Source organism: Streptomyces sp. NPDC006450 (genome assembly GCF_040612195.1).
Classification (GTDB): Bacteria; Actinomycetota; Actinomycetes; order Streptomycetales; family Streptomycetaceae; genus Streptomyces.
On the sequence record NZ_JBEXPT010000044.1, the window covers coordinates 1 to 13,755 of the forward strand.

General features: G+C 70.8%; 14 protein-coding genes. 3 read left to right on the forward strand and 11 right to left on the reverse strand.

The window, feature by feature from the left end; translation table 11 throughout:
* Positions 1-76: 76 nt before the first annotated feature.
* From ABZY57_RS15955 to ABZY57_RS15965, 3 genes are read right to left on the reverse strand one after another with little or no spacing between them, the layout of a single operon-like run.
* Complete coding sequence (locus ABZY57_RS15955) at positions 77-769, reverse strand: ATP-binding cassette domain-containing protein (protein WP_356512212.1); 693 nt, start codon at positions 767-769, stop codon at positions 77-79.
* Positions 757-2,610: a phosphate ABC transporter permease subunit PstC gene (gene pstC, locus ABZY57_RS15960; protein WP_356512214.1), complete on the reverse strand. Its 1,854-nt coding sequence runs from the start codon at positions 2,608-2,610 to the stop codon at positions 757-759. The genes ABZY57_RS15955 and pstC overlap by 13 nt, the downstream gene beginning before the upstream one ends.
* 2 nt (positions 2,611-2,612) lie before the next feature.
* Positions 2,613-3,521: a phosphate ABC transporter substrate-binding protein gene (locus tag ABZY57_RS15965; protein ID WP_356512216.1), complete on the reverse strand. Its 909-nt coding sequence runs from the start codon at positions 3,519-3,521 to the stop codon at positions 2,613-2,615.
* Positions 3,522-3,781: 260 nt separating this feature from the next.
* Between ABZY57_RS15965 and ABZY57_RS15970 the strand changes: the two genes are divergently transcribed.
* Positions 3,782-4,171: a metalloregulator ArsR/SmtB family transcription factor gene (locus ABZY57_RS15970; RefSeq protein WP_356512218.1), complete on the forward strand. Its 390-nt coding sequence runs from the start codon at positions 3,782-3,784 to the stop codon at positions 4,169-4,171.
* A 3-nt stretch (positions 4,172-4,174) separates the two neighbouring features.
* On the opposite strand, the gene ABZY57_RS15975 is transcribed toward ABZY57_RS15970, so the two are convergent.
* Genes ABZY57_RS15975 through ABZY57_RS15995 form a run of 5 tightly spaced genes read right to left on the reverse strand, consistent with a single transcriptional unit; the run spans position 4,175 to position 8,441 of the window.
* On the reverse strand, positions 4,175-4,882 hold the full coding sequence (locus ABZY57_RS15975) for a hypothetical protein (RefSeq protein WP_356512220.1): 708 nt from the start codon (positions 4,880-4,882) through the stop codon (positions 4,175-4,177).
* The gene (locus tag ABZY57_RS15980) at positions 4,879-5,256 is read right to left on the reverse strand and encodes a hypothetical protein (protein WP_356512222.1); all 378 of its coding nucleotides are present in this window, start codon (positions 5,254-5,256) and stop codon (positions 4,879-4,881) included. Before ABZY57_RS15980 ends, ABZY57_RS15975 begins: the two co-directional genes overlap by 4 nt.
* Positions 5,253-6,782 carry a 2,3-bisphosphoglycerate-independent phosphoglycerate mutase gene (gene gpmI, locus ABZY57_RS15985; protein WP_356512224.1) on the reverse strand — a complete coding sequence of 510 codons (1,530 nt, stop codon included), beginning with the start codon at positions 6,780-6,782 and terminating at the stop codon, positions 5,253-5,255. Before gpmI ends, ABZY57_RS15980 begins: the two co-directional genes overlap by 4 nt.
* Positions 6,779-8,089, reverse strand: coding sequence for a 3-phosphoshikimate 1-carboxyvinyltransferase (aroA, locus tag ABZY57_RS15990; protein ID WP_356512226.1), 1,311 nt, complete (start codon positions 8,087-8,089; stop codon positions 6,779-6,781). The genes gpmI and aroA overlap by 4 nt, the downstream gene beginning before the upstream one ends.
* Before the next feature lie 34 nt (positions 8,090-8,123).
* On the reverse strand, positions 8,124-8,441 hold the full coding sequence (locus ABZY57_RS15995; protein ID WP_356512228.1) for a hypothetical protein: 318 nt from the start codon (positions 8,439-8,441) through the stop codon (positions 8,124-8,126).
* 545 nt (positions 8,442-8,986) lie between these two features.
* Between ABZY57_RS15995 and ABZY57_RS16000 the strand changes: the two genes are divergently transcribed.
* Complete coding sequence (locus tag ABZY57_RS16000; RefSeq protein WP_356512230.1) at positions 8,987-9,958, forward strand: helix-turn-helix transcriptional regulator; 972 nt, start codon at positions 8,987-8,989, stop codon at positions 9,956-9,958.
* 78 nt (positions 9,959-10,036) lie between these two features.
* Here the strand turns inward: ABZY57_RS16000 and ABZY57_RS16005 are convergent, their stop codons facing one another.
* The 3 genes from ABZY57_RS16005 to ABZY57_RS16015 form a co-directional block, all read right to left on the reverse strand.
* Positions 10,037-11,638: a GNAT family N-acetyltransferase gene (locus ABZY57_RS16005; protein ID WP_356512232.1), complete on the reverse strand. Its 1,602-nt coding sequence runs from the start codon at positions 11,636-11,638 to the stop codon at positions 10,037-10,039.
* A 78-nt stretch (positions 11,639-11,716) separates the two neighbouring features.
* Positions 11,717-11,983 carry a hypothetical protein gene (locus ABZY57_RS16010; protein WP_356512233.1) on the reverse strand — a complete coding sequence of 89 codons (267 nt, stop codon included), beginning with the start codon at positions 11,981-11,983 and terminating at the stop codon, positions 11,717-11,719.
* 240 nt (positions 11,984-12,223) lie between these two features.
* On the reverse strand, positions 12,224-12,574 hold the full coding sequence (locus tag ABZY57_RS16015; protein WP_356512235.1) for a metalloregulator ArsR/SmtB family transcription factor: 351 nt from the start codon (positions 12,572-12,574) through the stop codon (positions 12,224-12,226).
* Positions 12,575-12,690: 116 nt separating this feature from the next.
* Between ABZY57_RS16015 and ABZY57_RS16020 the strand changes: the two genes are divergently transcribed.
* Positions 12,691-13,755, forward strand: a complete 1,065-nt coding sequence (locus tag ABZY57_RS16020) for a permease (RefSeq protein WP_356512237.1) — start codon at positions 12,691-12,693, stop codon at positions 13,753-13,755.

Below are 13,755 nucleotides of genomic sequence, written 5' to 3' on the forward strand. Positions count from 1 at the left end.
GGGGGGGGGGGGCGTGTGTTTTCGGCCCCCCCCGCCCCCGGGCCCGGGTCCCACTTCCTGCTGAGGTGCGCTGTGCTCAGGCGGCTGCCGCCGGCGAGCACGTCAGGGTCTCCGGCAGCTCCAGCCGGACCGTGCGGTCGCAGAGCCGCTCCACCTGCGCCGGGTCGTGCGAGACGAGGAGGACCGTGCGGTTGCCCCGCAGGGCGGCCACCGACTCCTCGACCGTGTCCCGGCTCCGCTCGTCGAGCGCGCTGGTGGGCTCGTCCAGCAGGAGGGCCGCCGGCTCCAGGGCCAGGGCGCGGGCCAGACAAAGGCGCTGGCGCTGGCCGTTGGAGAGCGACTGGGCAGGCGAGTCCAGTCGGTTGCAGACCTCGTTCCACAGGCCGGCTTCCTTCAGGGCCTGCTCCACCCGGTCGTGCAGCTCGGACCGGGACGCGCGCACCACGTGCCGCAGCCCGAAGAGGGCGTTGTCCAGGACGCTTCCGCCGAAGACCACGGGCGTCTGCGGCACCAGGACGACCGTGCTCCGCAGGCCGGAGTCGCCCTTGCGGTGGCGGAAGGGGCGTCCCAGTACCTCCAGGTGGCCGTCGCGGGTGAGGCCGTGGGGCAGCAGGTCGACCAGGGCGCGCAGCACCGTCGACTTGCCGGCGCCGGAGGGGCCGCACAAGCCCGTGGTGGAACCTTGGGTCAGGTCGAAGGTGACGGGGCCGACCAAGGTCTTCTTGCCGTCGAGGACCCGCAGGTCGCGGACGGATATCACGTGGTCCATCGTCGTGCTCCTTCGAAGCGGTTGCGCAGGGCCACCGCCAGGCTGAGAAGTGCTGCGGTGATCAGCACCAGGACCAGGGCGCTGCCCCACGCCTGGGTGATCGCCTCCGGGGCGCCCGAGTCCTGGGACAGGGTGAAGATGTGCGTCGGCAGCGCCTGCACCGGGGAGTTGACGATTCCCGTCGGCACGGCGGGCGCTCCGAAGAACACCGTGGCGGTGAAGATCAGCGGTGCAGTCTCGCCGGCCGCGCGGGCCAGTCCGAGCAGCAGGCCGGTGAGCGTGGCCGGCCAGGTGTAGGGGATGACCACGGAGCGGATGTACTGGGCGCGGGTCAGGCCGAGGGCCAGGGCGCTCTCGGTGATCTCGGGCGGCATGCTCCGGATGCGCCCCGCCGTCGTGAGGGCGATGACCGGTACGACCACGGGCACCAGGACGATGGCTCCGGCCAGCCAGGACCGGCCCCATCCCATGGCGGAGCAGAACAGCACGTAGCCGGCAAGGCCCAGCAGGATGGTGGGAGTTCCACCGATGGCAACCGTGACGGTTTCCAGTACGCGTGCGGTCTTCCCGGTCGCCCGGGTGCCGATCAGGACGCCTGCCGCGTAGCCGAGGGGCAGGGCGATCAGGGCCGTGGTCGCCAGGAGCAGGAGCGTGCCGAGGATCTGGTCGCGTACGCCTCCGCCGGCGGCGCCCGCGGACGGTGAGAACCAGAAGGCCGGGTCGAGTGCGGAGCCGCCCCGGGTCAGGAGGATGGCGAGCATGCCGAGGAGGAGGGCTCCCGGCAGTGCCAGGGCGCCCATCCGCAGCATTGTCGTGAGCCGGTCGCGCGGGATGCGCAGGCGGGTGGCGGCGGCCCTGTGGCCGCTCAGGCCGCGCAGGCCACGCTTGGCGGGACGGTACGAGGACTTCCGGGTGCCCCATACGGTCGCTGCGGCCACCAGGAGGAGCAGGATGACGCCCAGGGCGCACAGCGCAGCGAAGTAGGGGCCGGAGGTGCCCGCGAGCATCGGTTCCGGGCCGGCCAGCTTGGTGGTCAGGGTCTGGCCGGGGCGGACCAGGGAGTCGAAGAAGTCTCCGGGGGACGCCGGGAGCCTTCCGTCGGCACGGCCGATGACCATGAAGACCGCGATGGCCTCGCCGAGTCCCCGGGCCAGGCCGAGCAGGACGCCGGCGCGCATGCCCGCCCGGGCCTGCGGCAGTACGGCCGACCGTACGACCTCACGGCGGGTCAGGCCGAGGGAGTAGGCGGCCTCCCGGTAGCGGGCGGGGACGGCCGACAGGGCGTCCACGCTGACCGCCACGATGGTCGGCATGATCATCACGGCGAGGACGATGCCGGCGGCGAGCAGGCTGTCGCCGCCCGGCACTCCGCCCAGCATCGAGACGAACGGCCGGATGACCATGATGCCGATGAGGCCGTAGACGATGGAGGGGACCGCCGCCAGCAGCTCCACGCTCAGCCGCAGGGGCCGGGCGAAGCGCGGGGGCAGGTACTCCGACAGGGCGATGGCCGCTGACCAGCCGACCGGCACGGCCAGCAGCAGCGCCAGGACGCACACGACCGCCGAGCCGTAGATCATGGACAGGGCGCCGAAGGCCCCGTTGACCGGGCTCCAGGACGGGTCGGAGACCAGGTTGAGCCAGTCGACGTCACCGCTCGTGATGCCGGTCGTGAGATATCCGATCAGCACCGCCAGGACGAGGACCACCGAGAACATCCCGGTGTACACCCATCCCCACACCCATCTCGCCCGCCGCGGGCGGCCGCCGTGGGCGGGCGGCCGCGACGCTGTGGGGCCGGGCGCCTCGGCCTCGACCGGGCGCTCCAGCGTGACGCTCACGGTCAGAGACCCATCTGCTGACGGGTCAGGTAGCCGTGCACCGGGAGGAGCTTCTGGCCCTCGGTCGAGAGCAGGTAGTCGATGTACTCCTTGACGGAGCCCTTGGGCTGCCCGTCAGTGATCATGAACAGCGGCCGGGTCATCGGGTACTTGGAGGACGCGACGTTCTCGAGGGTCGGGGCGACGCCGTCCAGGGGCACGGCGACGAGACCGGCACGGCCTTCGATGAAGCCGGTCGACAGGGGCGCGATGGCGCCGCGGGTGGACTCCAGCTTGTTGCGGGTCTCCAGATTGCCGCCGACGACGGCGTAGTTGGCGGACTGCGGCGGCAGCGGGGGCTTCCCCTTGCCGTAGACGAACTTGTCGAGCACCTCGCGGGTACCGCGACCGGGCTCCTTGTCGTAGACGAAGACGTTCAGGTCCGGGCCGCCGACCTGCTTCCAGTTGGTGATCGTCCCCTCGAAGAGGCCCTTCACCTGCTCCTTGGTGAGGCTCTTGACGCCGCCGTCGGAGACCTCCTTGGTGATGATCATGCCGACCGCGTCGGCGCCGATCTGCGTCGTGACGAAGTCGGTGTCGGGGTAGGTCTTCTTGTCCTCGTCGGACAGCGGCTTCGAACTCAGCGCCACCTGGATCTGCTTGGCGCCGAGCTGGGAGATGCCGCCGGCCGAACCGCCCTGGGTGGCGACCGTGATCTTCAGGCCGCGTCCCTTGAGGGCCTCGGCGGCGTCCGACGCGACGGGGGCGACGGTGGTGGATCCGCTGGCCTGCAGCGCGGAGGAGTCGGCCTGGGCGGAGCCCGCGCAGCCCGTGAGCACGGTGGCGAGGAGCAGCGCGGCGGACGCGGCGACGCCGGCCCGCTTCTGCTTTCCGGTGAGGAGCGACGGAGCGCGGTCGGGCGTGGTGGTCATGGCAGACATGGCGGTGCCTTTGCTGGTGAACGATGGGTGGATTACGGGTGGGTGGAGGTCGGGCCACCCTGGTGATCAGGATTCTGATCGGCGGGAGGGTGCCGGAGAAGAGGTTCCGTGTGGCATGAACCGCGTGCGGCACCCACCTGCCGGGACGGGGCCGGGGGGTGGTCGGGATCCGGCTTAATTACCGGCCAACAATGAGTGAACAGAACGATCTTCGACTTGGGCGTTCAGCCCGTGGACGTAGGCTGACCTGTATGTCCGTAGAACAGGTGACCGGGCAGCCCCCTCGGCTCCTGGCGTTCATCGACGAGGATCCGACCTGTGGGCCGCCCCTCGAAGTGGATCCGCTGCCCAGGGAGCGGGCGGAGGTCCTCGCGCGAACCCTGAAGGGCCTCTCCGATCCGACGCGCCTGCAGATCCTCAGCGTCCTGCTGGCCGCTCCCGACGGCGAGGCGTGCGTCTGTGACCTGACGCCGCTCCTGGGTCTGGCCCAGTCCACGGTCAGTCAGCACATGAAGGTCCTCTCGACCGCCGGCCTGGTCACCCGCAGGAAGCGTGGTATCTGGGCCTGGTACGCGGTCGCGCCCGACCGGCGCGACGTGCTCGACGCCCTCATCTGGGGCGACGCGGAGCAGCAGCCGTAGACGTCAGGCCGCGACGACCGCACGGGCGGCCACTTCGGCCGCGAACGCCTCGATCAGCGGGTGGACGTTGCCGGGGCCGGAGACCAACTCAGGCTGGAACAGCGTGCCGATGAAGAACGGGTGACCGGGGACCTCGGCCGCCCGGGGCGCGCCTTCGGTGTCCCAACCGCTGAACAGCACACCCGCGTCGGCCAGGCGCTCGACGAAGTCGGAGTTCAGGCCGTACTTGCAGTGGTACGTCTCGGTGGTCCGCTCGGCCCCGTCGTAGACCGCGGCGAGCCTGCTGCCCGCGGTGAGCAGGAGCGGTGCCTGCTCCCCCGCCAGGCAGCAGGTGAGCGGCACGATCAGCGGGGTCGGCGCCTGCGGGTCGTACTGGACGTCGTCCGCGTCGGTCAGGCCGACGACGGTACGGGCGTACTCGATCAGCGCGTGCTGGAAGCCCCCGCACGTACCCAGGTAGGGGATGCCGTTCTCGCGGGCGTACCGGACGGCGGACAGCACCCCGTCCTTGTTCTCGTACGGGGACCCGGGCACGACCCAGATCCCGTGGAAGCCCTCCAGGGACTCGGGCCCGGTGATGGTCTCGCTGGGCACCCACTCGGTGTCCACGGCCAGTTCGGCGCGGAAGGTGTCGAGCCGGGCGTGGGCGGGGGACTTGCCGTGGTCGCCGATCAGCGCGATGCGCGGCCGGGGGCCGGTGGCGGTGGTCATGCGGGCTGCTCCTGTGTCGTGTGGGTGGGCTTGTCTTCGTGCGTGATCCGCCCGAGGCGGACGTGGCCGTACGGGGCGAGGCGGGCGACGAGCCGACCGTCCTGCTCGCTGGTGGTGGAGGCGCCGCCGAGGAAGAGCAGCGGGCCGTCGCCCGCCGGCAGCAGCGCCTCGGGGAAGAGCTCCTGCTCGGCATCGGTGCCGTTGCGCACGGTCAGGACGTGCGCCCTGCCGTCGGCGGCACTGGCGACGTACGCCTCCAGGCCGGGGCTGCCGGCGTCCACGGCGCGTACGGCCGCGTCGTCGGCGAAGGCGGGGGCGAAGGCGGAACCGTCCGGGATCGAGTGGGCGAGGGGGCTGATCGCGGTTGCGGTCACAGCAGACTCCGGCCGGTCATGGCGGGGCCGTTCGGGCGGCCCAGCAGGTGGAGGACGGTGGGCGCGATGTCGGCGAGGCTGCCGCCCTCGGCGAGGCGCTCGCCGGTGAGCTGTCCGGGCGCCGGGACGACGACCGCGGGTACGGGATTGGTCGTGTGACCGCCGTACGGGAGCGGGGTGCCGTCGGGGCCGGGCTTGGACATGCGCTCCGCGTTGCCGTGGTCGCCCACGAGCAGCACCCAGCGCCCGGTGGCCGCCGCGGCGGTCAGGATCTTCTCGACCTCGCGGTCGGTGTGCTCGGCGGCCTTGACCGTGGCGTCGTGGTCGCCGGTGTGGCCGACGACGTCGATGTTGGCGAGGTTGGCGATCACGAGTGCCACGTCGTCACGCCGGGCGGCGGCGGTGATGGCGTCGGTGACCCGGCCGAGGTTCATCTCGGGTCGGGCGACGTAGTCGGGGGCGGTGTCCGCGGTGATGCGGACGTGCTCCTCGACCTCGCGGACGCGGTCGTCGCGGCCGTTGACGTAGTAGGTGACGTGCTCGAACTTCTCCTGCTCCGCGATGCGTACGGAGCGCAGGCCGTGCGATTCGAGCACGTCGGCCAGGCCGCCGGAGGCGTCCGCCCGGCCGACGAGGGCGGGGATGTCCGCCCGGGTGTCGTACTGGGTCAGGGACAGGACGTCGACGTCCGCGTCGGTCAGGATCTGGACCAGGTCGTCCGCGAGCTGCTGGATGCGGTCGCTGCGGAAGTTGGTGAACAGGACGGTGTCCCCGTCGCGGACGGCGGCGAGCGGCTCTCCGTCGGCGTCGGTGAGGACGGTGGGGGTGACCCACACGTCCCCGTTCTCGGCACCGGCCAGTATCTGCCCGTAGTCGCGGGCGGTGGCGCCCTTGCCGTCGGCGATGGCCTCGCTGACCTTGGCGGTCAGCTCCAGGTCGCCGCTCTTGTCGAGGCCGTAGCCGCGGCCGGAGACGGTGGCCAGGGCCCCGACGCCGGTGGCGGCGAAGAACTCCTCGACGCGGGCCAGGTAGTGCCCGGCGGTGCGGTCGGCGACGTCGCGGCCGTCGGTGATGGCGTGCACCCAGACGCGCTTCACACCGCGGGACGCCGCGATGGACAGGAGCGCGTGGAGGTGGTCGACGTGGGAGTGGATCATTCCGTCGGAGGCCTGGCCGACCAGGTGGAGGGCGCCGCCGTTGGACGCCAGTCGGTCGAGGGCTTCGGTCAGGCGCGGGTTGTCGCCCAGTGCGCCGTTGTCGATCTGCCGCTGGACCAGGACGCTGTCGTAGTCGAGCGGACGGCCGGCGCCGATGACCATGTGGCCGATCTCGGAGTTCCCGACGGTCCCGGGCAGGAGCCCGACGTGCTCGCCGGACGCCTCCACGACGGTGGAGGGGTGCTTGGCGGCGATGGCGTCGAGGACCGGGGTGCGGGCGTTGGTGAGTGCGTTGCCGGGACCGGGGGCGGCATGGCCCCAGCCGTCGAGGACGAGCAGGATCCCGTTGGTTGCCTTGTCGCTGGTCATCGCAGGGTGTCCAGGGTGTTCCAGAAGGCGGGGAAGGACTTGGCGACGCAGCCGGGGTCGTTGATGACGACGCCGGGGGTGCGCAGGCCGATGATCGCGAAGGTCATGGCGATGCGGTGGTCGTCGTAGGTGTCGATGACCGCGCCGTGCGGGGTGCCGCCGTGGATGGTCATGGCGTCGTCGTACTCGTCGACGGTGATGCCCATCTTGCGGAGCTCGGTGGTGACGGCCGCGATGCGGTCGCACTCCTTGACGCGCAGGCTGGCGATGTTGGTGATGTGGGTCTTGCCCTGGGCGAAGGCCGCGACCGCCGCGAGCGAGGGGACGACGTCGGGCATGGCGTCCATGTCGACCTCGATGCCGTGCAGTTCGCCGCCCTTGACGGTGATGGAGTTCTCGGTGATCTCCACGTGGGCGCCCATCCGGCCCAGCACCTCGGCGAGGCCGACGTCGCCCTGGTGGGAGGTGGAGCCGATGCCGGGGATGGTGACCCGGCCGCCGAGGATCGCCGCGGCGGCGATGAAGTACGACAGGCCGGAGGCGTCGGGCTCGACGACGGCGTGGCCGCCCTTGAAGGACTGGCCGGCCGGGACCTTGAAGCTGCGGTAGCCGTCGCGCTCGACGGTGATGCCGTGCTCGGCGAGGGTGGCCAGCGTCATCTCGACGTACGGCTTGGAGACCAGCTCGTCGACGATCTCGATCTCGGTGTCCTGCTGGGCGAGGACCGAGCTGATCAGGATCGAGGAGGTGTACTGGGAGGAGATGGCGCCGGAGATCCTGGTCTTGCCGCCGACGAAGTTGCCGCCGGTGACCTGGATCGGCGGGGAGCCGTTGCCGCGTACCGCGACCGCCTGGACGCCGAGGCCCGGCAGGGCCGCGAGCAGGTCGCCGAAGGGGCGCTCCTGCATACGGGTGTTGCCGGTGATGGTGGTGATGCCCTCGGCGAGGCCCGCCAGCGAGATCAGGAAGCGCAGCGGGGTGCCGGCGCCGCCGACGAAGATGTCGTCCTCGGGGGCCACCATCGGCTTGCCGGTGGGGGTGAGGGTGAAGCGGTAGTTGTCGTGGTCGATCTCGACGCCGACGTGTCCGAAGGAGGCGACGGCGTTGGCGAAGTAGATGGTGTCGTCGGAGACGAGGGCGCCGTCGATCACGCCGGTCTTGCCGTCGAGGGCGGCCAGGGACGCGATGGCGATCTGGCGGTTGGTGTAGCTCTTGGAACCGAGGACCCTCACCTCGTGGTCGATCGAGTCGATGGTCTCGACGGTGAGCTGCTCGGCCTTCAGGCGCGGGTCGTTGATACCGCTCATGGGTGGGACTCCTGATGCTGGGGTGTGATCTGGGTCACGCGAGTACGGTGCCCGAGCCGGGCATGGCGTCGGGAAGCTGAGGGGTGACGGCAATTCGCCATTGCGCCAAGGTGGGGCTGGAATTCAGCGCGCGGCGGCAAATCTCGGCCGCCGCGGACAATGCGCCGTCGAGGCTGGTGGTGCGGTGGAAGAACGTCAGCTCGATGCGTCCGGAAGTCGTCTTCGCGTGGACGTGTTCGAGGTCGTCGTCCGGCATTGCCGCTGCCCAGACAATGTCCGTGACCACGGCCGATTCCAGCTTCGCGGCCTCGTTCTCGCGGGCTGCGACGAGCGTGGCGGTGGCCATGAACATGGGCCCTCCCGGCCGGGCGGTAAGTCCTGGTACAGACCACACGTGCTGGTCGGCCTCGGCCTGGGTGACGGCGCCGTAGAGCTCCGTGTGGCGGCACTTGGGGCCGCAGCCGTGTCCGCCGGCGGGAGAGAAGCCCAGCATGACCGCGGCGGCTCTGTTCATCAGGCGCAGGGCTTTTCGCGCAGCGGGCATGGCTGTCCTCCGTGTGGTGGGGGGTGGATTTCACTTCGTCCAGGGGGCGTTCTCGACGCGCTGCGGATTCCGTTTCCGGGAACCTCCGCTGCCCTGTGATCACCAGTTTGCTGAGCATTCCGAGGGGGCGGAAGGCTTACCCGCTGGCATGAAGTGCGACCGGCAGGCACCTGCCTGAAAGTGGCCGGAATCCCGGCCCGCGAGGACCCGAACAGCGTCCGCGTGCGTGATCAGCCTGCGGACATCCCTTGTCGGGCAGGACCCTGACCTGCCAAGATCGGCCCCCGCCGATGGAGTTGAAGGATCGTCTCGATATATGAGACATCAAGCGGGGGGTCGCTGTGCTGGCGAGTTTGGGACTGGATACCGAGGCCGAGTCGATCTACCGGCTGATGCTGACACAGCAGGACTGGGGCGTTGCGGAAATCGCAGTCCACTTGGCCTGCCCGGAGGAGTCCGTACGGGGAGCCCTGGACCGGCTGGCCGAACTGAACCTCCTGAGACGCTCCCTCCAGGCACCCGGCGGACTCAGACCCGTCAGCCCGGACCTCGGCTTCCAGTTGCTGCTCCAGCGCCAGCAGGCCAGTCTGCTGGCGCAGCAGCAGCAGTTCGCCGAAAGCCAGGCTGCCATCAGCAAGCTCCTGGGCGAGTACTCGGAGCTGCGGACCGGTGAGCGGCACGGTGTCGAGTACCTCCAGGGCATCGACGCCATCCAGGCCCGACTCGAAGAGCTCGCCCACCGGTCCACGAGCGAGTGCCTGTCCTTCATGCCCGGCGGAGCCCAGTCCGTGGCCAGCCTGGATGCCAGCCGGCCCCTCGACGAGGACCTGATGCGCCGGGGCGTGCGGGTCCTGACCGTCTACCTGGACAGCGTCCGCAACGACACCCCCACCATCGAGTACGCCCAGTGGCTCCACGGCAACGGCGGCGAAGTCCGCACCGTGCCGGCCCTGCCCCTGCGCATGGTGCTCTTCGACCGCGAGGTGGCACTGCTGCCGGTGGACCCGAACAACACCAAGAAGGGCGCGGTCCAGCTGACCGGTCCCGGAGTGCTGACCGCGCTGGCGTCCCTCTTCGAGCAGGTCTGGGCGGGCGCCGCCCCCATCGGCAGCACCCGCGACCGCGACGAGGCCGGCCTGACGGCGCAGGAGCGTGAGCTGCTGCGCCAGCTCACCCAGGGCGCCACCGACGAGATCGCGGCCAAGAAGCTGGGCATCGGCCTGCGCACCGCCCGCCGCATGATGTCGGACATGATGGCCCGCCTCGGCGCCCGCAGCCGCTTCGAGGCCGGCGTCCTGGCGTCCAAGGCCGGCTGGACCGACTGAGCCCGCACAGCCGGCAGGCCCGGCGCGCGCATCGCGCACCGGGCCTGCTCAGGGGGGTGTGGATATGTGGATGAAGGGTCAGCCGCAGCAGCCGCCCTCCGGCTGGAGGGGCTGGATCGGCTCGTAGGCGGAGCCGCCGAGCAGCTTGGCCTTCAGGCGGCCGATCGCCGTGGTCGGCTCGTCCTCCGTGGTCGCGCCGAGCGCCTCGCGGCGGGCCGCACCGAAGGCGGCGTGCAGCTTGGCGACCTCGGGACGCAGAGCCGCGTCGGTCACCAGGATCGCCGAGCGGATCTGGCGGGGCTTGAAGCCGCGCAGCCGCTTGGCCTCGTCGGCGCCCGGACCCGCCTCGATGGAGGTGACGCCCTCGGCGTACGCGTCGCGCAGCGGACGGTCCAGGACGATCTCGAAGTAGATGCCGCTGCGCTCGCCGAGCGCCTCGTAGTCGAAGCCGGCCCACTTCACGAACAGGCGCTTGCCCTGGCGGACGGTCACCGAGACGGCGGCGACCTCGTCGTCCTTGTAGGCGAGGTAGGCGCGGACATCCGCCTCGCCCTCGACGAGCGCACTGAGCAGGGCGCCGATGTGCGCCTCGTCCTCGCCGCCTCCGTACTTCTGCCGGTTCTGGGTGATCAGCTCGGAGATGCGGCCGACGAGCGGACGCAGCTCCTCGCGGTCCTTGCGCTCGATGCGGGTGCCCGAGTTCGCCGCGCGGTCGCGGTCCTCCTTCACACGGCGCCGCTTGCGGGCCGGGAGGGAGGCGAGGTACGCGTCGTAGCTGTCGTGCTGGAGGTCGAGGAGGTTGTTCTCGCCGTGGAAGGCGATGTCGCCGCCGTACGCCTGGAGGGCGAGCGCGAGGACCTCGCTGTACGGGCTGTCGTGCAGCCAGGGCGCGACGATCGACCGTACGCCTGCCTCGGCGGCGGCCGGGACGATGCGGTCGATCAGGTCCGCGACCAGCAGCGGATCCTCGACCGAGGCAGAGGCCTCGGAGCGGTAGCCGAGCGGGGAGCCGAGGAGCAGTGCCGGGAAGAAGGCCTCGGTGCCGAGCGCCTCGACGGTGTCGTTGGTCGAGTCGCAGCAGGACGTGGCCGAGCAGCAGGCGACCGCGCCGTTCTTGGGCTGCCAGCCCAGGTAGGTGCGCGGGTCGGCGTCCACGATCGGGTCGGCGTCGAAGAGGAAGCCCGGCAGGAAGGCGAGCTCGCCCTCGCCGCGGTCGGCCACGGTGTACCAGGGCTTGGAGCCTTCGAGGCTGGCCTCGGTGGCCTTGAGCCAGTGCGGGAGCACGTACGGCGCGGGGTCGGTGGCCTGCGGAACGCTGCCGCCGAGGGCCGCGACGGCGTCATCGAGAGAGAGGCCGGTGCGCACATCGGCCGGGTCCTCCTGCTCGGTGGAGCCGCAGCAGGAGACGGGCTCGGGCTTGGCGGGACCGCAGCAGCCGGTGGCCTGGGCGGGCTCCGGCTCGGGGGCCGGGCCGCAGCAGCCGGAGGGCTCCTCGGCCTTCGCGGGTGCGGCCTCCTCCGCCGTACCGCAGCAGGAGGACTCCTCCTGCTCGGCGGCTTCGGGGGCTTCGGGGGCCTCGGCGGCCTCGGGGGCCGAGCAGCAGCCGGTGGCCGGCGCTTCCAGCACCACGAGCGCCGGGACCGGCTCCTCAGTGGTGGCGCTGCAGCAAGTGGTGCTCATCTTTCTTCTCCTCGGGTGGGGGCGGCTCTGGGGTGTGGGCCGGGTCAACGGGGGTGCGGTGCGGGTGCGGGCCGGGGATCAGTCCCAGCCGGCGCCGTTGGTGGAGGGGTTGATGGGGGCGGAGTCCCAGCCGGCGCCGGCCAGCGTCACGGGGGCGGTGTCCCAGCCGGCGCCGGCCAGCGTCACAGGGGCGGTGTCCCAGCCGGCGCCGTTCGGGGCGGTGTCCCAGCCGGCGCCGGCCAGGGAGCCGAGCGCCGAAGAGCTCAGGGCAGAGGCGGAACCAAGCCCGATCACGGACACCAGGACGGCGGCGGCAAGGCTCATCGAGGTACGCGAAACAGACATGGCTATCCCCTTGGAATGGCAGTGGTCTTTTGGTGACCGGCGGCCTGCTGGCCGGTTCCGGTGGTCCCCGGGGGCTTGTCGCCCTCCCGGTGTCATGAGTCTGTCCGAGGTCACCCAGGGTGTGGAAGAGATCACTGCTGGCAGGAAGCGCGCCCGGCAGCCTCATGCCTGAACAGGACGAAGGACCGGTTTCCCACGCGTGGCGTGAAGACAACCGGCCCTTGGCTCAAACGAGTTGGGTCAGGCGGAGAGCAGCTTCGGAGAGGGGTCCAGCGCCTGGCACAACACGGTCATGCTGCCCGGCGCGATCCGGTAGTACGTCTGGCGTCCGCGACGCTCCCGCTCCAGGAAGCCGGCTTCGAAGAGCACCTTGAGGTGGTGCGTGACCGTCGGCTGGGTCAGTCCCAGCGGCTCGGTGAGGTCGCAGGTGCACGCCTCGCCGCCCGCTTGGGTGCGGATCAGCCCGAGCAGGCGGAGCCGGGTGGAGTCCGCGACGACCTTCAGCGCGGCCGCGAGGTCATCGGCCGCCTCCGGGGTGAGGGGGCCGGCAAGCACGGGGGAGCAGCAGAGCTCCGAGATGGGCGTAGGCATACCTGATCCAACGACGGCCATCTATGGATTGTTCCCCTAACGCATTGACAGTCATCTATGAATCCGACAGAGTTCAACCCATCGACAGCCGTCTATGAGTTGAGTTGGAGCCTTCCGTGTTCGACACCGTCCTTGACGTCCTGGGCAAGACAGCCCAGGACGTCGGCCACACCCTTGCGGCGAACTGGCCCTTCCTGCTGATCAGCGTCATCGTGGCCTCGGCCATCCCGGTGTACATCGGCGCGGAGCGGCTCTCCTCTTGGCTGCGGCGCAAGACGCTCTGGGCGGTCATCGGGGCCGTCGTCCTCGCGACGCTCACCCCGTTCTGCTCCTGCGGCACCACCGCGGTCGTCCTGGGGGCCCTCGCCTCCAGCGTTCCCTGGGCCCCCGTCGTGACCTTCATGGTCGCCTCGCCGCTGACCAGCCCGGAGGAGCTCGTCTACTCCATAGGCTTGTTCGGCCCGGACTTCGCCGTGACGTTCTTCGTGGCCGCGATCATCCTCGGCTTCTTCGCCGGCGCCATCACCTGGCTCATCGAAAAGACCGGCTGGCTCGACGGTCAGGCCCGCCTGACCTCCACCGAGGCCGAGAAGAAGGCCGAAGAGAGCTGCTGCACCAGTGGTGACGCCGAGGACGACATCTCGGGTGGTGGCGGCGTGAGCGCCCCGATCGGCTCCGGCGGTGGCGGTGGCCTGGCCCGTACGGCTCTGCTCAACCGGCCCATCGCCCCGGCGCCGGCCCCCGCGCCGGTCGAGACCGGCCTGGTCAAGCGCTGGAAGCTCGACGAGTTCGGCAACGAGCTCATGATCACCAGCAAGCGCCTCGCGCTCTACTTCCTTGGCTTCGCGACCCTGGGCTTCCTGATCATCAACTCGATCCCCACCCGCTACCTGACCGAGTACCTCGGCGGCGGCAACTGGTACTCCGTCCCGCTCGCCGCGCTGATCGGCATCCCGGTCTACCTGAACTCCGACGGCTCGCTGCCGCTCATCGCCTCTCTGATGAAGGGCGGCATGGGCCCCGGCCCGGCGATCGCCTTCCTGATGACCGGCGCGGGCACCAGCGTCGGCGCCATCAGCGGCATGCTCCTCATCGCCCGCTGGCGCGTGGTCGCCCTGGTCGTCGGCATCCTCTTCACCGGTGCGGTCGTCCTCGGCTACACCGCCCCGATGTGGCTCTGA